Source organism: Streptomyces sp. NPDC002640, from assembly GCF_053592575.1.
Map to the genome: position 1 here is coordinate 53,495 of NZ_JBSFVZ010000024.1, position 16,323 is coordinate 69,817.

Annotated in this window: 17 protein-coding genes; 8 read left to right on the top strand and 9 right to left on the bottom strand. The window is 72.2% G+C overall.

Annotated features, from left to right (window positions below; all coding sequences use genetic code 11):
- Window positions 1–149 precede the first annotated feature (149 nt).
- Window positions 150–977, bottom strand: coding sequence for a hypothetical protein (locus ACWD3O_RS27085; protein ID WP_451417690.1), 828 nt, complete (start codon window positions 975–977; stop codon window positions 150–152).
- Window positions 978–1,268: 291 nt separating this feature from the next.
- Here ACWD3O_RS27085 and ACWD3O_RS27090 point away from each other — a divergent pair, with 291 nt between their 5' ends.
- On the top strand, window positions 1,269–2,114 hold the full coding sequence (locus ACWD3O_RS27090) for a DUF4097 family beta strand repeat-containing protein (protein ID WP_451417691.1): 846 nt from the start codon (window positions 1,269–1,271) through the stop codon (window positions 2,112–2,114).
- A gap of 1 nt (window position 2,115) precedes the next feature.
- On the top strand, window positions 2,116–3,249 hold the full coding sequence (locus tag ACWD3O_RS27095) for a PadR family transcriptional regulator (RefSeq protein ID WP_451417692.1): 1,134 nt from the start codon (window positions 2,116–2,118) through the stop codon (window positions 3,247–3,249).
- Window positions 3,250–3,357: 108 nt separating this feature from the next.
- Here the strand turns inward: ACWD3O_RS27095 and ACWD3O_RS27100 are convergent, their stop codons facing one another.
- The 4 genes from ACWD3O_RS27100 to ACWD3O_RS27115 all read right to left on the bottom strand — a co-directional run bounded on the left by ACWD3O_RS27100 (window position 3,358) and on the right by ACWD3O_RS27115 (window position 6,693).
- On the bottom strand, window positions 3,358–3,921 hold the full coding sequence (locus ACWD3O_RS27100; RefSeq protein ID WP_451417693.1) for a Clp protease N-terminal domain-containing protein: 564 nt from the start codon (window positions 3,919–3,921) through the stop codon (window positions 3,358–3,360).
- Window positions 3,921–4,130, bottom strand: coding sequence for a helix-turn-helix domain-containing protein (locus ACWD3O_RS27105; RefSeq protein WP_108954990.1), 210 nt, complete (start codon window positions 4,128–4,130; stop codon window positions 3,921–3,923). Before ACWD3O_RS27105 ends, ACWD3O_RS27100 begins: the two co-directional genes overlap by 1 nt.
- 162 nt (window positions 4,131–4,292) lie before the next feature.
- Window positions 4,293–5,258, bottom strand: a complete 966-nt coding sequence (locus ACWD3O_RS27110; protein ID WP_451417694.1) for a zinc-binding dehydrogenase — start codon at window positions 5,256–5,258, stop codon at window positions 4,293–4,295.
- A gap of 220 nt (window positions 5,259–5,478) precedes the next feature.
- Window positions 5,479–6,693: an NAD(P)-dependent malic enzyme gene (locus tag ACWD3O_RS27115; protein ID WP_451410366.1), complete on the bottom strand. Its 1,215-nt coding sequence runs from the start codon at window positions 6,691–6,693 to the stop codon at window positions 5,479–5,481.
- A 538-nt stretch (window positions 6,694–7,231) separates the two neighbouring features.
- On the opposite strand from ACWD3O_RS27115, the gene ACWD3O_RS27120 reads away from it, so the two are divergent.
- The 4 genes from ACWD3O_RS27120 (at window position 7,232) to ACWD3O_RS27135 (ending at window position 10,819) form a co-directional block, all read left to right on the top strand.
- A complete protein-coding gene (locus ACWD3O_RS27120) occupies window positions 7,232–8,200 on the top strand; it encodes an ABC transporter substrate-binding protein (RefSeq protein ID WP_451410365.1) in 969 nt (322 codons plus the stop codon).
- Window positions 8,201–8,239: 39 nt separating this feature from the next.
- Window positions 8,240–9,178: an amino acid ABC transporter permease gene (locus ACWD3O_RS27125; RefSeq protein WP_451410364.1), complete on the top strand. Its 939-nt coding sequence runs from the start codon at window positions 8,240–8,242 to the stop codon at window positions 9,176–9,178.
- A 35-nt stretch (window positions 9,179–9,213) separates the two neighbouring features.
- On the top strand, window positions 9,214–9,966 hold the full coding sequence (locus ACWD3O_RS27130; RefSeq protein WP_451410482.1) for an amino acid ABC transporter ATP-binding protein: 753 nt from the start codon (window positions 9,214–9,216) through the stop codon (window positions 9,964–9,966).
- Window positions 9,967–10,189: 223 nt separating this feature from the next.
- A complete protein-coding gene (locus ACWD3O_RS27135; RefSeq protein WP_451410363.1) occupies window positions 10,190–10,819 on the top strand; it encodes a CGNR zinc finger domain-containing protein in 630 nt (209 codons plus the stop codon).
- Here ACWD3O_RS27135 and sodX read toward each other — a convergent pair.
- A complete protein-coding gene (gene sodX / locus ACWD3O_RS27140) occupies window positions 10,723–11,172 on the bottom strand; it encodes a nickel-type superoxide dismutase maturation protease (RefSeq protein ID WP_451417695.1) in 450 nt (149 codons plus the stop codon). The two genes, ACWD3O_RS27135 and sodX, sit on opposite strands and share 97 nt — an antisense overlap.
- A gap of 144 nt (window positions 11,173–11,316) precedes the next feature.
- On the opposite strand from sodX, the gene sodN reads away from it, so the two are divergent.
- Window positions 11,317–11,712 (top strand): superoxide dismutase, Ni, encoded by a 396-nt coding sequence (gene sodN / locus ACWD3O_RS27145; RefSeq protein WP_151771321.1) that lies wholly within the window; start codon window positions 11,317–11,319, stop codon window positions 11,710–11,712.
- 134 nt (window positions 11,713–11,846) lie between these two features.
- Here the strand turns inward: sodN and nagB are convergent, their stop codons facing one another.
- Complete coding sequence (nagB, locus tag ACWD3O_RS27150; protein WP_451410361.1) at window positions 11,847–12,632, bottom strand: glucosamine-6-phosphate deaminase; 786 nt, start codon at window positions 12,630–12,632, stop codon at window positions 11,847–11,849.
- Between the two features lie 440 nt (window positions 12,633–13,072).
- Between nagB and ACWD3O_RS27155 the strand changes: the two genes are divergently transcribed.
- Entirely contained in the window at window positions 13,073–14,551 is a 1,479-nt protein-coding gene (locus ACWD3O_RS27155; protein ID WP_451410360.1) for a sensor histidine kinase, read from the top strand.
- Between the two features lie 172 nt (window positions 14,552–14,723).
- Here the strand turns inward: ACWD3O_RS27155 and ACWD3O_RS27160 are convergent, their stop codons facing one another.
- Together ACWD3O_RS27160 and ACWD3O_RS27165 are read right to left on the bottom strand one after the other, a co-directional pair.
- Window positions 14,724–14,981 (bottom strand): WhiB family transcriptional regulator, encoded by a 258-nt coding sequence (locus ACWD3O_RS27160; protein WP_108954435.1) that lies wholly within the window; start codon window positions 14,979–14,981, stop codon window positions 14,724–14,726.
- 319 nt (window positions 14,982–15,300) lie between these two features.
- Window positions 15,301–16,269 (bottom strand): diacylglycerol/lipid kinase family protein, encoded by a 969-nt coding sequence (locus ACWD3O_RS27165; protein WP_451410359.1) that lies wholly within the window; start codon window positions 16,267–16,269, stop codon window positions 15,301–15,303.
- Window positions 16,270–16,323 lie beyond the last annotated feature (54 nt).

Genomic DNA, 16,323 nt, shown 5'->3' on the forward strand with positions numbered 1-16,323 from the left:
GCCTCCCCGCCGAGCGGCGCGCACCACCTGACCCGAACCGACGACACCGTCCGCGCGCGCCCCCCGCCGCAGCACCGCACAAGCGTTGCCCCGCTGCCCCGCGGATAGGACCCGCCCCCGGGGCGAGCGCGCACGCCCCCCCGTGCCGCTCAGCCACCCCGCCCCCGCCGCACCACCCCGTACCCGACCCCCACCACCCCGTGCGCCACCAGCAACGCCCCCACCGCGACCGCCCCGCCCCGTCCCCGCCCCGCCCGCGCCCCCCGCGCGAGAACCGGCACCCCCACCGCGATCTGCGCCGCCGCGAGCCCCATCGCCCGCGGCCCGCCGCTCCACGGCATCCAGTCCGCGAACCGCCCGCCTCCCGCGACGTCGAGCTCGGTCAGCATCGCCTCCCGCCACCCCGGCCACTCCATCCTCCGGGTGCCCGGCCTCCCCCGGAGCGCCTCCCGCAGCCCCCCGGCGGCGTCCCCCGGCTCCAGCCCCGGCGGCAGAGCCACCCCCACCCGGGTCAGCACCGCCAGCAACCCCCGCAGCCGCGCCCCCGCGTCCGCCTCCGGGTCCGCCGCCCGCAGCGCCTCCAGCAGCTCCGCGTCCAGCACCGGGTCCAGGCCGAGCCGCCCCACCACCGCCAGTACCAACGGCTCCCCCTCCACCGCCTCCCCGTGCGGGGCCCCGCCGCCCGCCCCGGTCACCCCGACCGGCGTCCCGTCCGCCCGCCACCCGAACCCGACCGCCCGGCGGAACCCGGAGGCCAGCAGGAAGCCGCCACCCGCCGCGTCCCACCACAGCGCCAGCACCGGCCACGGCGCCCCCACCGCCAGCGCCGCCGCCCACCCGCCGACGACCCTCCCCACCGGGGCCGGTTCCTCCGCCCGTGCCCACGGCTCCCGCTCCGGCACCAGCACGCTCCACCCCGCCCCGGCCCCGCTCAGCAGCATCGGCTCCCTCAGCAGGAGCGCCGCGGGCGCCACCACCCCCGGCTCCGCCCGGCACAGCAACAGCGCGCCCGTCGCGCCGCCACCTCCCTCCTCCGCTTGCTCTGACCCCTCTGCTCCCTCTGCTCCCTCTGCTCGCCGCGGTCGCTCCGGTCGCTCCGGTCGTTCAGTCGCCATGATCGCCACGGTAGACCGGCCCGAACGATTCCTCCCCCTTTGTTCCCCCACCTCAATCTCACTCGAACGGGTGCCTTGTCACGTTCCGCAACCGCGATATATCGTGTTCCGCAGAAGACGCGATACACCGCGTCCCGCCGCCAGGAGGTCCGCATGCCCGAGTGGTCCGTGACCAAGCCGCTCAAGCTCACGCTCGACGACCCCGTCCACTCGCTGCAGGTCCGCCTGGTCCGTGGCGCGGTCAACGTGGTCGGCACCGACGAGCCCACCTCCCGCCTGGAGGTGACCTCGCTCGAGGGCGAGCCCCTGGAGGTGACCCTCGAGGACGGCGTGCTCACGGTGGCCTACCGCGACCTGCCCTGGCACAACGTCCGCAAGCTGCTGACGCGGGAGCCCTGGCGCAGCAGCGCCGTGGTGTCGCTGGCCGTCCCGGCGGGGGCGACCGTCCGGATCGGTTCGGTCGACGCCGCCACGACGGTCTCCGGCGTCAGGGGCCGTACCGAGGTCCAGGGGGTGAACGGCGACACCACCCTGGTCGGCCTCACCGGCCCGGTCTCGGCGTCGACGGTCACCGGCTCCGTGGAGGCGCAGGCCCTCTCCGGCGATCTGCGCTTCAGCTCGGTCGGGGGCGACCTCACGGTCGTCGAGGGCTCGAGCCGCTCGGTCCACGCCGAATCGGTGACCGGTTCGGTGATGATCGACCTGGGCCGCGCCGGCCCGGCCGACCTGAAGCTCTCCAACGTCTCGGGCGAGATCGCCGTGCGGCTCCCCGAGCCCGCCGACGCCGAGGTCCGCGCGGACACGGCCGCCGGCTCCCTCGCGAACGCCTTCGACGAGCTGAGGGTGGGCGGCATGCCCGGCACCCGCAGGATCACCGGCCGGCTCGGCGCCGGCAGCGGCCGGATCCGCGCGACCACGGTCTCCGGCTCCATCGCCCTGCTGCGCCGGCCCGCCACCCCCGACACCGAGAGCGACACCCCGACCGAGAAGGTGCTCTGACATGCCTCCCGTCTTCGCACACGGCCGCCTCCGCCTCTACCTGCTGAAGCTCCTGGACGAGGCCCCCCGCCACGGGTACGAGGTCATCCGCCTGCTGGAGGAGCGCTTCCAGGGCCTCTACGCCCCCTCCGCCGGCACGGTCTACCCGCGCCTGGCCAAGCTGGAGGCCGAGGGTCTGGTCACGCACAGCACCGAGGGTGGCCGCAAGGTCTACTCGATCACCGACACCGGGCGTCAGGAGCTGGCGGACCGCAGTGCCGAGCTGGCCGATCTGGAGGTCGAGATCCTCGAGTCGGTCGCGGAACTGGCCTCCGAGATCCGCACCGACGTGCGCACCGCCGCCGGGGACCTGCGCCGTGAGATGCGCGCCGCCGCCGGCCGGACCGGCCAGGGCGCCAACGGCAAGGGCACCGGCGGCAAGGGCACCGGCGGCGACAAGAGCCGCGCCTTCGGCCCCTTGGGCGAGGGCCCCTTCGGCGACAAGGACGCCTGGCAGGCGGCCAAGGAGGAGATGCGCCGCGCCCGCCACGAGTGGAAGGAGCAGGCCCGCCGGGCCAAGGACGAGAGCCGCCGGGCCCGGGAGGAGGCCGAGCGGGCCCGCCGCCAGGCCGCCGAGGCCCAGGAACAGGTGGAGCGGATCGCCCGCCGGGTGCAGGAGCAGGTCCAGGACCACTTCGCCCGCGGCGACTGGCCCACCGGCCTGCGCGAAGGGCTCTCCGAGCTCACCAAGGAGTTCGGCCAGTTCTCCGCCTTCCGCACGTTCGGCCCCTTCGGAAGGCCCGCCGACCGTACCGGCGCCGCGGAAGACAGCACACCCACCAACGGCCAGGACACCGACGCACGGTCCGCCCCCGGGAAGGCAGACGGCGCGGACGCCCCGGTCAGCCCGGGTGACCCGGTCTTCGCGCCGGTGGCCGACGGCCTGGAGGTTCACTACCGGCCGGAGTGGGCCCACGACCCCGGCACGGGCGAGCCGCTCCGCGACCTGGAGCGCCTGCTGGACCGCTTCCGCGACGACGTCCGGGACGCCGCCCGCGACCACGGAGTCGCCCCGGACCAGCTGACGGAGGCCCGCGACCACCTGGCCACCGCGGCGGCCCGTATCGCCTCCATACTCGCCGCCCCGCGGGCCTGAGCGAAGCCGGCCCGGCGCGCGGCGGGGAGCCTCCCGGCACGCGGCCGGGTGGCTCCCCGCCTCACTCTGGGGCAAGGAGCCACCCGGTCACCGCGGTGTCGCCCGCTCTCAGCTCGCGGCGGCCTCTCCCCCGCCCCACAGCACGCGCTCCAGGGCCTCGGGGGTCACCATGTGCTCCGCGAGGACGCCGGAGGCGATGCCCGGGCGGGTCGCGAGGGCCAGCAGCAGGTGCTCGTCCCCGATACGCCGCTCCCGATGGGCCAGGGCGGCGCGCAGGGAGTCCTCCAGGACGCCCTTGGCGCCCCGGGTGAAGGGCCGGTGACCGAAGCGGCTCCGGGCACCCCTGCGGCGGCCTGCGAGCGCTCCGGCGCCGTGGGCGGCCTCCACGCGGGAGACGATCTCGTCGAGGTCGATGCCGAGCCCCGACAGGGCCTCGGCGTCGGCTCCGGTGAGTCCGCCCCGCCGCCGGGCGGCGGCCAGCGACTCGGCCACGGCCTCCCGTTTCCCGGCGAGACCCAGCGCCGCCAACGCGAAGGACCCCCGGCTGCCGGTCCGGTCGAGCACGGACAGCAGCAGGTGCCCCTCGTCCACCCGTTCCGCCCCCGCCCGCTCCGCGTACTCCACCGCCCCGACGACCGCGTCCCGGGCGTCCTTGGTGAACCGCTCGAACATCACTGCCTCCCGTACTTCTTGTGCACGGCCTGCCTGCTCACGCCGAGCTCGGCGGCGATCTCCTGCCACGACCAGCCCTGGTTGCGCGCGTTGCGCACCTGGACGGCCTCCAGTTGCTCCAGCAGCTTCCGCAGCGCGGTGACCGCACGCAGTCCCACGCGGGGATCGCGGTCCCCGGCCCGCTCGGCGAGGTCCGTTGCTTCCGTCATGCCGTCAACTATGGTTGACATCCCGCCGCACGTCAACCACGGTTGACGCAGGAGGGTATGGGCACCGCACCCGGCCGCACCGCGCACGGGCCCGCCGGCACACGAAAAACCTCCGGCACCCGCCCGGAGGGACAGGTGCCGGAGGCCGGCGGACGCGCGTGGTCAGGACTGGGTGAGGACGATCTTCCCGAAGAGGTCTCCGGAGGCCATCCGCTCGAAGCCCTCGCGGGCCCGGTCCAGCGGCAGCGTCTCGTCGATGACGGGCCGGACCCCGGTGGCGGCGCAGAAGGAGAGCAGGTCCTCCAGCTCGTCCTTGGTGCCCATGGTGGAGCCGACGACCTTGAGCTCCAGGAAGAAGATCCGGGTCAGCTCCGCCTTCGACGGCGCGTCACCACTGGTGGCGCCGGAGATGACCAGGGTGCCGCCGGGCCGCAGCGACTTCACCGAGTGGGACCAGGTGGCCGCGCCGACGGTCTCGATGACGGCGTCGACCCGCTGCGGCAGCCGGGCGCCGCTCTCCACGGCCTCCACCGCGCCGAGCTCCAGGGCCCGCTTGCGCTTGGCCTCGTCCCGGCTGGTGGCGAACACCCGGAGCCCGGCGGCCTTGCCGAGGACGATCGCGGCGGTGGCCACGCCCCCGCCGGCGCCCTGGACGAGCACCGAGTCGCCGGGACGGACGCCCGCGTTGGTGAAGAGCATGCGGTAGGCGGTGAGCCAGGCGGTGGGGAGGCAGGCGGCCTCCTCGAAGGAGAGCTCCTTCGGCTTGGGCAGCACGTTCCAGGTGGGCACGGAGACCTGCTCGGCGAAGGTGCCCTGGTACCGCTCGGTGAGGATGGAGCGGGGCTCGCGGGGGCCGACCCCGTGGCCGGTCTGCCCGATGACGGAGTGCAGGACGACCTCGTTGCCGTCCTCGTCGACGCCCGCGGCGTCGCAGCCGAGGATCATCGGCAGCTTGTCCTCGGCGAGGCCGACGCCCTTGAGGGACCACAGGTCGTGGTGGTTGAGCGAGGCGGCCTTCACGTTGACGGTGGTCCAGCCGGGGCGCGCCTCGGGCGCCGGGCGCTCCCCCAACTCGAGTCCGTTCAGCGGCTGGTCACGATCGATACGTGCGGCATAGGCGGCGAACATGACCTTGACCCTAGGTCGCCGCCGGGCCCCGGGGAACCGTCCGGCACTGTGACGTGGCCGTCACGTCGCGCGTGAGGCGCCCCACGGCCCCGCGGCGGGCACGCCGCGGCCCCCGGCGCCGTGAGGTCACCGGGGGCCGCGGACAGGTCCGGACAGGCGTCCGGACAGACGCCCGGACAAGCGTCCGAGCAGGCGCTCCGGACAGGCGTCCGGCCGGGCGTCAGACGCGCGCCACGCCCTCGGCCCGCGCGGCCGCCGCCACGGCCGCGGTGACCGCCGGGGCGACCCGCTCGTCGAACGGCGAGGGGATCACGTAGTCGGGCGCGAGGTCGTCGCCGACCACGGCGGCCAGCGCCTCGGCGGCGGCCAGCTTCATGCCCTCGGTGATCCGCGAGGCCCGCACCTGGAGCGCGCCGGCGAAGATGCCGGGGAAGGCCAGCACGTTGTTGATCTGGTTCGGGAAGTCGGACCGCCCGGTCGCCACCACGGCCGCGTGCCTGTGCGCGACCTCGGGGTGGACCTCCGGGTCCGGGTTGGCCATCGCGAACACGAAGGCGTTGTCGGCCATGGACGCCACCGCCGACTCCGGCACGGTGCCGCCGGAGACGCCGATGAAGACGTCGGCGCCCGCCAGCGCCTCCTCCAGCGAGCCGCTGATCTGCGACTTGTTGCTCATCGCCGCGATGGCCGCCTTGACCGGGGTGAGGTCGGTCCGGTCGCTGGAGACGACGCCCTTGCGGTCGGCGACCGCGACGTCACCGATGCCGGCCTCCAGCAGCATCTTCGCGATGGCGATGCCCGCGGCGCCCGCGCCGGAGATCACCGCGCGCAGCTGGCCGAGGGTCCGGCCGGTGAGCCGGGCCGCGTTGCGCAGGGCGGCCAGGGTGACGATGGCCGTGCCGTGCTGGTCGTCGTGGAAGACGGGGATGTCCAGGCGCTCGCGGAGCCGGTCCTCGATCTCGAAGCAGCGGGGCGCCGAGATGTCCTCGAGGTTGATGCCGCCGAAGGACGGCGCGAGCCGGGCGACGGTCTCGACGATCTCGTCGACGCCGGTGCAGTCCAGCGCGATCGGGACGGCGTCCACGCCGCCGAACTGCTTGAACAGGATGGCCTTGCCCTCCATCACGGGGAGGGATGCCTCCGGGCCGATGTCGCCGAGGCCCAGGACGGCGGTGCCGTCGGTCACCACGGCGACGACGGAGGACTTCCAGGTGTAGTCGTTGACCAGCTCGGGCTGCTCCGCGATGGCACTGCACACCCGGGCCACGCCCGGGGTGTAGGCGAGGGACAGGTCGTCCTTGTCCCGCACCGGCACGGTGGCCTGCACGGCCATCTTGCCGCCGCGGTGCAGGGCGAACGCCGGGTCGATGGAGTCCAGGCCGTCCGGGCCGTCGGTGGTCTGGTAGCTGGGAGGATTGACGATCTCCGCTGACACGTGTCGTACCCCTTAAGGCTTTTTGGTTGAGGGTGACCGCTCCGGGTGAGGAGCGGGCGGGCACCGCACACGGCCATGGAGGGATGCCATGACCGGCCGTGCGCGACGGGCGCGCCGCACACGCGCCCTGAGCCCCCGATGTGGGGTGTAAAGAACTTTCTTACCGGACGACGATCGCCAGGACGAGTCCATACCGGGAAGCTCACACCCCAGTGACATGACTCATGCCCGGAAAGATGGACAAGTCGACGCACTCCGGTCCCGGCCGCCCGGACCCACCCGTACCCCCTGTCCGCATTCCGAGACTGGCCGCAGATTTTTCGGCTCGTATCGGAAATGACCGGAGAAGTGCCGCCGTTCCCTGAGGGGTTCTTGGGGTTTACGAGGTGTCCGTTATGCGATTTTGACCTGGGCGATCACTCGAACGGGTGAGTCCGAATGGCAAGATGCGGGCATTGCCCACGCGCGACACCCAAGGCCGTGTGCCGCGGCGGCAGTCCTCGCAGTCTGCTCCACCCATTCGCCGGAGGATCCCACCATGACCGCACGCTCCACCCGTCGTCCGTCCGTCGCGCCGCGCAGGCCCGTTGCGATCGGCGCGATCGCGGTCGCCGGCGCCCTGCTGCTCACCGGCTGCGGCGACCAGACCACCGAGGCCGAGGCCAAGGAGAGCAAGGGCGCCGGCACCTCCGCGGCGGCCGCCCCGCTCGCCGACCTGCTGCCCGCGGACGTCAAGTCCAAGGGCGTCGTGAAGGTAGGTTCGGACATCGCCTACGCGCCGGTCGAGTTCAAGGACGAGTCGGGCAAGACCGTCGGCATCGACCCCGACATCGCCGACGCCCTGGGCAAGCAGCTCGGCGTGAAGTTCGAGTTCGAGAACGGCACCTTCGACACCCTTCTCACCGGTCTGCGTTCCGGCCGCTACGACATCGCGATGTCCGCGATGACGGACACCAAGGACCGCCAGGAGGGCGTGGACTCCGACACCGGCAAGAAGGTCGGCGAGGGCGTCGACTTCGTCGACTACTTCACCGCCGGTGTGTCGATCTACACCAAGAAGGGCGACGACAAGGGCATCAAGACCTGGGCCGACCTGTGCGGCAAGAAGCTCGTCGTCCAGCGCGGCACCGTCTCCGAGGACCTCGCCAAGGCCGAGTCGAAGAAGTGCGACAAGGGCGAGAAGATCACCATCGAGGCCTTCGACAACGACCAGCAGGCCCAGACCCGTCTGCGCGCCGGCGGCGCCGACGCGGGCTCCTCCGACTTCCCGGTCGCCGCCTACGCGGTGAAGACCTCCGGCGGCGGCAACGACTTCCAGCTGGTGGGCGAGCAGGTCGACGCCGCTCCGTACGGCATCGCCGTCGCCAAGGACGACGCCGAGCTGCGCGACGCCCTCAAGGCCGCCCTCGACGCGATCGTCAAGAACGGCGAATACCAGAAGATCCTGGACAAGTGGGGCGCCTCCGAGGGTGCTGTCACGGAGGCCGTGATCAACGGCGGCAAGTGACCGCTCCACCGGCCACAGGCCACCCGAAAGGCAAGTCCCGTGACTGATGACATCGACAAGACGGCAGGTCCGGCCGGCGTTCCCCCGGCCGGCCCGGAGGCCATCAGGGCCGTTCCGGTCCGGCACTACGGCCGGTACGTCTCCGCCGTCGTGGCGATCGGGCTCCTCGGCTCGATCGTGTACGCCTTCTCCCAGGGCAGGATCAACTGGGGGGCCATCCCGGAGTACTTCTTCGACGAGCGCGTGCTGGAGGGCGTCGGCAAGACCCTTCTGCTGACCGTGCTCTCGATGCTCATCGGCATCGTCGGCGGTGTGCTGCTCGCCGTGATGCGGCTGTCGAAGAACCCGGTGACCAGGGCCGTGTCCTGGTTCTACATCTGGTTCTTCCGCGGCACCCCGGTCCTCGTGCAGCTGGTGGTGTGGTTCAACCTCGGCCTGGTCTTCGAGTACATCGTCCTCGGGCCGATGTACAAGGACGAGTGGTCGGACTTCATGACCCCGCTCCTGACCGTGCTGCTCGGCCTGGGCCTCAACGAGGCCGCCTACATGGCCGAGATCTGCCGGGCCGGCCTGCTCTCGGTGGACGAGGGCCAGACCGAGGCCGCGCACGCGCTGGGCATGAGCCACGGCAAGACCCTCCGCCGGATCGTGATCCCGCAGGCCATGCGGGTGATCGTGCCGCCCACCGGCAACGAGGTCATCAACATGCTGAAGACCACCTCGCTGGTCTCGGTGGTGCAGTACGCGGAACTGTGGCGCATCACGCAGGACATCGGGCAGATCTCCGGCGCCCCGGTCGAGATGTACTTCCTCGCCGCGGCCTGGTACCTGGTGATGACCTCGGTCCTGAGCGTCGGCCAGTACTACATCGAACGGCACTACGCGCAGGGCTCCATCCGCCAGCTTCCGCCCACCCCGTGGCAGATGTTCAAGCGCACGGTCCTCTCCGTGTCGAGCCGGAAGGGAGCGGCGGCATGACCGGCAAGAGCACGACGGGGGCCTCGGAGCACCCCATGGTCAAGGCCGAGGGCGTCCACAAGTCGTACGGCCACGTCGAGGTCCTCAAGGGCATCGACCTGGAGGTCCGCAAGGGCGAGGTCTTCTGCCTGATCGGCCCCTCCGGCTCCGGCAAGTCGACCTTCCTGCGGTGCATCAACCACCTCGAGAAGATCAACGCCGGCCGGCTGTACGTCGACGGCGAGCTCGTCGGCTACCGCCAGAAGGGCGACAAGCTCCACGAGCTCAAGGACAGCGAGGTCGCCCTCCAGCGCCGCGACATCGGCATGGTCTTCCAGCGCTTCAACCTCTTCCCGCACATGACCGCGGCGGAGAACGTGATGGAGGCGCCGATCCAGGTCAAGGGCGTCAGCAAGGCGGCCGCCAAGGAGCGGGCGCACCACCTGCTGGAGCGCGTGGGCCTCGGCGACAAGGCCGGGAACTACCCCTCGCAGCTCTCCGGCGGCCAGCAGCAGCGTGTGGCGATCGCCCGCGCGCTGGCCATGGACCCCAAGCTGATGCTCTTCGACGAGCCGACCTCCGCGCTCGACCCGGAGCTGGTCGGCGACGTCCTGGACGTCATGCGGGACCTGGCCGAGTCCGGCATGACGATGGTGGTCGTCACCCACGAGATGGGCTTCGCCCGCGAGGTGGGCGACAACCTGGTCTTCATGGACGGCGGCGTGGTCGTGGAGTCCGGCGACCCGCGCGAGGTGCTGACCGACCCGAAGCACGAGCGGACGCAGTCCTTCCTGTCGAAGGTGCTGTGACTGTCGAGGGCGCTGTGACCGTCGAGGGTGCTGTGACCGCGCGGACGCGGTGACCTCGCCCGGCGGCGGCCGGGCGGGGCGGGACCGAGGGGCGGCACGGGAACTTCCCGTGCCGCCCCTTCGTCTTCACCCGCGCCGGGTAATACCTTGTAGGCATGCCCGGCGGTTACCGTCCGACCGTCACGCGACTCACGCGACCCATAGCCCTGCGTTAGGACTGCACGTGGAACTGGCCTTCTACTCGGACTACGCCGTCCGCCTGGTCAACAGCGAGGAGCCGGCCCGGGGCAAGGACGAGCTGACGTCGGTGGACGCCGTCCGGGACCTGTTCGGCGGCAGCCGCTCCGCGGCCCGGCGGGCGACCGACGCCGACGTGACGCGGCTGCGGGCGGTGCGCGGACGGCTCCGGGCGGTCTTCGAGGCGGCGGACGCCGGGGACGAGACGCTGGCGGTGGACCTGCTGAACTCGCTGCTGCTGGAGTTCCCGGTCAGCCCGCAGATCTCCGGCCACGACCACCGCGGCGAGGACGACCGCCCGCTGTGGCACCTGCACCTGGCCGACCACCCGTCCAACGCGACGGCCGGCTACGCGGCGATCGCCGCGATGGGCCTGGCCTTCCACCTCACCGAGTACGGGGTGAACCGGCTGGGCCTGTGCGAGGCCGCCCCCTGCCGCAACGCCTACCTGGACACCTCCACCAACCGCTCCCGCCGCTACTGCTCCGACCGGTGCGCCACCCGGGCCAACGTGGCCGCCTACCGGGCCCGCAAGCGGCTGGAGGCGGACCGGTCGGCGAACACCGGCCGGACCGCCGAGAACGCCCAGCCGAGCACCGCGGGCAGCGAACGCTGACCCGGGCTGCGCGGGCGCATCCGCAGCAGCACCCGGGCCAGCACCAGCTCCGCCGGCACCACCCCGTAGTCGGTGCTGTCCCCGCCCGCGAAGGCGTTGTCGCCCAGCACCCACCAGCCGCCGTCCCGGCGCTCCGCCGCGCGCTTGACCACCAGCAGGTCCTGCTGGAACGGGTGGCGCAGCACGACCACGTCGCCGGGCCGCACCCGCGCCCCGTAGCGCACCACCAGACGGTCTCCGTGGTGCAGCGTGGGCACCATCGAGGGCCCGGTGACCTCGGCCAGCCCGAAGGGCAGCAGGGCCCGTTCCGGCCCGCTCCCCTGCCCGCCCTGCTGCGGCGACGGCTCCGTCATGCCCGCACCTCCTCGCTCGGCTCCTCCAAGAGTCCCAGTCCCGCCCCGTACTTTTGCCGTACGCCCCTGGGGGCACCCGCGATTTCCCGGGGCCTACGGAGTAATGTCCCACCTGAGAAGACGATCACGAGGAAGGATTGCTTCATGCTTTCCCGCCTGTTTGCCCGTAGCGTCAAGGTCAGCGCCCACTGCGACCTGCCCTGCGGTGTGTACGACCCGGCCCAGGCCCGCATCGAGGCCGAGTCGGTCAAGGCCACGCAGGAGAAGATGCAGGCCAACGACGACCCGCACTTCCAGACGCGTGCCACCATCATCAAGGAGCAGCGCGCCGAGCTGGCCAAGCACCACGTCTCGGTCCTGTGGAGCGACTACTTCAAGGCGCCTCACTTCGAGAAGTACCCGCAGCTCCACCAGCTGGTCAACGACGCCCTGAAGGCCCTGTCGGCCGCCAAGGCGTCGAAGGACCCGGCGACCGGCCAGAAGGCGCTGGACCTGATCGCGGAGATCGACAAGATCTTCTGGGAGACCAAGAAGGCCTGACCTTCGCGCTCGCCCGACGCACGGAAGGGGCCCGGCTCGTCACGAGCCGGGCCCCTTCCCGTCGCCCTCCCCGCCGGAACCGGGACCGCGGACCACCGGAGGCCGGGAGAACCGGGACCCGGGCGCCGCCGGGGTTACAGGCCCTGCCAGGAGGGCTTGTGGGCCCAGGTGTGGCGGAAGTAGTCGGCCAGCTTCAGCCCGGAGGCCGCGGCCTCGTCGACGACCACCGTGGCGTGCGGGTGGAGCTGGAGCGCGGAGGCCGGGCAGACGGCCGCCAGCGGCCCCTCCACGGCCGCCGCGACCGCCTCCGCCTTGCCCGCGCCGGTGGCGAGCAGCACCAGGTGCCGCGCGTCCAGGATGGTGCCGATGCCCTGGGTGATCACGTGCTGCGGCACCTGTTCGACGTCGCCGCCGAAGAACCGGGCGTTGTCGGCGCGGGTCTGCTCGGTGAGCGTCTTGATCCGGGTCCGGGACGCCAGCGAGCTGCAGGGCTCGTTGAAGCCGATGTGCCCGTCCGTGCCGATGCCGAGGAGCTGGAGGTCCACGCCGCCGGCGCCGGCCAGCGCCCGCTCGTAGTCGGCGCAGGCGGCCGTGACGTCCGCCGCCGTGCCGTCCGGGCCGAGGAAGGCGTCCTGGGCGATCCCCAGCGGCTCCAGCACCTCGCGCCGCACCACCGAGCGGTACGACTCGGGGTGCCCGGCCGGCAGACCCACGTACTCGTCGAGCTGCGCTATCCGCGCCCGCGAGACGTCCGCGTCGCCGTTGCGCACCAGCGCGGCGAGCGCCTCGTACACCGGCAGCGGGGTGGAGCCGGTGGCCACGCCGATGACCGCGTCCGGCTTGCGGCGGAGCAGCGACGCCATGGCACCGGCGATCAGCTCGCCGCCCGCCCGGGCGTCGGGAACGATGATGACTTCCACGCTGGGGCCACCGTCCTGTGGTGTAGACCTATGGTGTAGACCAATCTAGCAAGAACGGCCGTCCCGCGGAACCGTCCGGGCCCGTGCGCGGGAGCGCTCCCCGGACCCTCGGCGGACCGGTCCCGCAAACGGCCCGGGCGGGCTAGGCTGCTCAGTGCGGGAGCCCCCGCCTCCACCCATGGACACGGCCGAACGGCAGGTCCACAATTGCGGGTGCCGAGGCAGGGACGCACAGACGCCGCTCTCCCCGCACAGGAGGGCGGACCGAGGAACCGGGCCTCTCTGCCCTGACTGCGCCCGGTCCTCACCGGTCGGTTCCGGGCCGCACACCCGTGACCGATTGCTGCTCCGGGCTGCGGTGCCGGGAGGGTTGAGGGTCCCTTCCTGCGCCGCGGCCCGTGGGTGCGGCGGCCGCCGGCCGCACGGGTACGCTCGCAGTCGTGCCCTCCATGAACGAACTCGTACGCCAGCACACCGACCTCGACGCGTCCGACCTCGAGTGGCTCCACCTGCTGGTCTCCGAGTGGCAGCTGCTCTCCGACCTGTCCTTCGCCGACCTGGTCCTGTGGCTGCCGACCCGGGACGGCGCGAAGTACGTCTCGGTCGCCCAGATGCGCCCCAACACCGGCCCGACCTCGTACCAGAACGACATGGTCGGCCACCTCGTGCCCCGCGGCCGCCGTCCGCTGCTGGACGCGGCGGTGGACGAGGGACGGATCGTGCGCGAGGGCGACCCGGAGTGGCGCGAGGAGGTGCCGGTCCGGGTGGAGTCCATCCCGGTCCGCCGCGAGGGCAGGGTGCTGGGCGTGATCGCCCGGAACACCAACCTGCTCACCGTGCGCACGCCGAGCCGGCTGGAGCTCACCTACCTGCAGTCCGCCTCCGACCTGGCGCAGATGATCGCTGCGGGGTCGTTCCCCTTCCCGGACCAGCAGGTCGACATGGACGCCGCGCCGCGGGTCGGCGACGGCCTGATCCGGCTGGACGCCGACGGCATCGTCACCTACGCCTCCCCCAACGCCCTGTCCGCGTACCACCGGATGGGCCTGGCCGCCGACCTGGTCGGTTGCCACCTGGGCCGCACCACGGCCGAACTCGCCCCGTCGCGGGGCCCGGTGGACGAGGCGCTGGCGAAGGTGGCGAGCGGCTGGGCGCCGCGCGAGTTCGAGATCGAGGCCAGCGACGGCGTCATCCAGTTCCGGGCCATCCCGCTCAAGCCCAAGGGCACCCGCATCGGTTCGCTGGTACTGCTCCGGGACGTCACCGAACTGCGGCGGCGCGAGCGCGAGTTGATCACCAAGGACGCCACCATCCGGGAGATCCACCACCGGGTGAAGAACAACCTCCAGACGGTCGCCGCGCTGCTGCGGCTGCAGGCCCGGCGGATGGACTCCGACCAGGGCCGCGAGGCGCTCCAGGAGGCCGTGCGGCGGGTCGGCTCGATCGCCATCGTCCACGAGACGCTCTCCCAGACCCTCGACGAGCGCGTGGAGTTCGACGAGATCGCCGACCGGGTGCTCGCCATGGTCGCGGAGATCTCCCCGGGCACCGTCACCGGCCGGCGCAGCGGGCGCTTCGGCATCCTGGACGCCGAGGTGGCCACTCCGCTCTCCATGGTCCTCACCGAGGTGCTGCAGAACGCCCTGGAACACGGCTTCCGCCCGGGCGACACCGGCAGCGTGGAGGTCTCCGCGGTGCGCGGCGGAACCCCCCGCGAGGAACGGCTGCTGGTGACCGTCCTCGACGACGGGGTGGGCCTGCCCGAGGGCTTCGACCCGCACAGCTCCGGCAACCTCGGCCTGCAGATCGTGCGGACGCTGGTGGAGGGCGAACTCGGCGGCACCTTCGACATGGTCCGCGTCGCCCCGGAGGGCGGCACCCGGGTGCTGCTCGACATCCCCGTGCGGTCGCACAAGTGACGGGCGAGTGACGCCACTTCGGGCCGCCGGCCCCGGACAACGCCCTGGGCCCCGGACCGTGAAGGTCCGGGGCCCAGGGGCAGATCCGGTTACTGCGCGCTGCGGCTCGGGGGCGGGAGTTGCGCACACGCTGTGCGCGCCGCCAAGCTCAGGCTGTTCGCGGGGCGGGTTGTCAGGCGGAGGCCTGACGGGCCCGGTTGCGGGCGGCGCGGCGCTTCATGGCGCGGCGCTCGTCCTCGCTGAGACCACCCCAGACGCCGGAGTCCTGACCGGACTCGAGCGCCCACTGCAGACACTGCTCGATCACCGGGCAGCGGCGGCAGACGGCCTTGGCTTCCTCGATCTGCAGCAGCGCAGGACCGGTGTTGCCGATGGGGAAGAAGAGCTCGGGGTCTTCTTCGCGGCAAACGGCGTGGTGACGCCAGTCCATGGCTGCTACCTCTCCTGTGTATACGTGCAGGTGCTTGTGAATGTGAACGCTTTCACGAAACCCCCAACAAGTGAAGGGCCGTGTTCCGGTTTCCCGGAGGTGGCCATCCTTGGCTCGGAGAGGGGTTCGGGGCTCTGGTGGGACGCCGTCTGAAGGGCTGTCCCGAGCGCCACGTAGAGACTCGCAAACCTCAGCGGCGGATACAACCCCTTCCGGAAAGTTTTTTTTGATTCTTCGGTGTCTGCTAGGTCACAGCCGTACTTCCATGGGGTGGATCCTGCTCAATACGTTCGAGTGAAAGGTTTAAGGCAGGATCCACTCACACAATCACACGCAGTGCACGGCGTACGCCTGTGAACTTCACGCCCGTCCGCAGCCCCAGGTGGTCACCGTCCACCTGGAACGGCAAGGGGACCTTGGAAACCAAGGTGAACGCACTGAGATCGTGCAGCGACTTCGCGTGCTTTCCCCGCGGTCCGCGGTCCGGCGCGGAGGCCACGAGCTGGGTGCCGTAGCGCATCGCCGAGGCCGTGGACATGCTGGTCAGGCCCAGGACGTCCAGCCCCTTGTCGAACGAGGCGCCGGGCGAGGGGTACAGCGGCTTGTTGCCGAGGTACGACCACGGCGCCGTGTTCGAGACAAGGGACACCACCAGTCCCTCCACCGGTTCCTCGCCGTCCCGCAGGAGGGAGATCGTCCCCCGCGTGCGATGCGGGTCGCCCAGGAACTGGCGGAGCACCTGGCGTACGTACAGGGGGTGCGTCGACCTCCTGCCGCGCTCCCGCTGCTGCTCCACCCGCCCGACGACCCCGGCGTCGAAGCCGAGACCGGCGCAGAAGGTGAACCAGCGAACCGGAGCGCCGTCGTCCCCAGTACCCGGGGCCGGCTCGGCCAAACCGAGTCCGACGGTGCGTTCCCGTCCGTCGCGCAGGGCGTCGAGGAGGGCGCCGGTGGCCTCGACCGCGTTGTTGGGCAGGCCGAGGGCGCGGGCGAAGACGTTGGTGGAGCCGCCGGGGACCACCGCGAGTCCGGGCAGGCGCTCCGGGTCGGGTCCGTCGTGCAGCAGTCCGTTGACGACCTCGTTGACGGTGCCGTCGCCGCCGAGGGCGACCACCAGGTCGATCTCCTCGTCCCGGGCGGCGGCGCGGGCCAGGTCGTGCGCGTGCCCCCGGTACTCGGTGGTCACGGCCTCCAGCTTCACCTCGCTGGCCAGCGCGTGGATCAGGACGTCACGCGTCCGGGCGCTGGTGGTGGTTGCCGTCGGGTTGACCACGAGGAGTGCGCGCATGGTGTGCAGGTTACCTACTGATCGGTACCCGGCCCATACGAAAGGGGCGGAGCG

Coding starts and splice junctions, on each gene's coding strand:
- ACWD3O_RS27090 (WP_451417691.1), top strand. CDS start 1,269: ATGCCCGAGTGGTCCGTGACCAAGCCGCTCAAGCTCACGCTCGACGAC.
- ACWD3O_RS27095 (WP_451417692.1), top strand. CDS start 2,116: ATGCCTCCCGTCTTCGCACACGGCCGCCTCCGCCTCTACCTGCTGAAG.
- ACWD3O_RS27100 (WP_451417693.1), bottom strand. CDS start 3,921: ATGTTCGAGCGGTTCACCAAGGACGCCCGGGACGCGGTCGTCGGGGCG.
- ACWD3O_RS27105 (WP_108954990.1), bottom strand. CDS start 4,130: ATGACGGAAGCAACGGACCTCGCCGAGCGGGCCGGGGACCGCGATCCC.
- ACWD3O_RS27110 (WP_451417694.1), bottom strand. CDS start 5,258: ATGTTCGCCGCCTATGCCGCACGTATCGATCGTGACCAGCCGCTGAAC.
- ACWD3O_RS27120 (WP_451410365.1), top strand. CDS start 7,232: ATGACCGCACGCTCCACCCGTCGTCCGTCCGTCGCGCCGCGCAGGCCC.
- ACWD3O_RS27130 (WP_451410482.1), top strand. CDS start 9,214: ATGGTCAAGGCCGAGGGCGTCCACAAGTCGTACGGCCACGTCGAGGTC.
- sodX (WP_451417695.1), bottom strand. CDS start 11,172: ATGACGGAGCCGTCGCCGCAGCAGGGCGGGCAGGGGAGCGGGCCGGAA.
- sodN (WP_151771321.1), top strand. CDS start 11,317: ATGCTTTCCCGCCTGTTTGCCCGTAGCGTCAAGGTCAGCGCCCACTGC.
- ACWD3O_RS27160 (WP_108954435.1), bottom strand. CDS start 14,981: ATGGACTGGCGTCACCACGCCGTTTGCCGCGAAGAAGACCCCGAGCTC.
- ACWD3O_RS27165 (WP_451410359.1), bottom strand. CDS start 16,269: ATGCGCGCACTCCTCGTGGTCAACCCGACGGCAACCACCACCAGCGCC.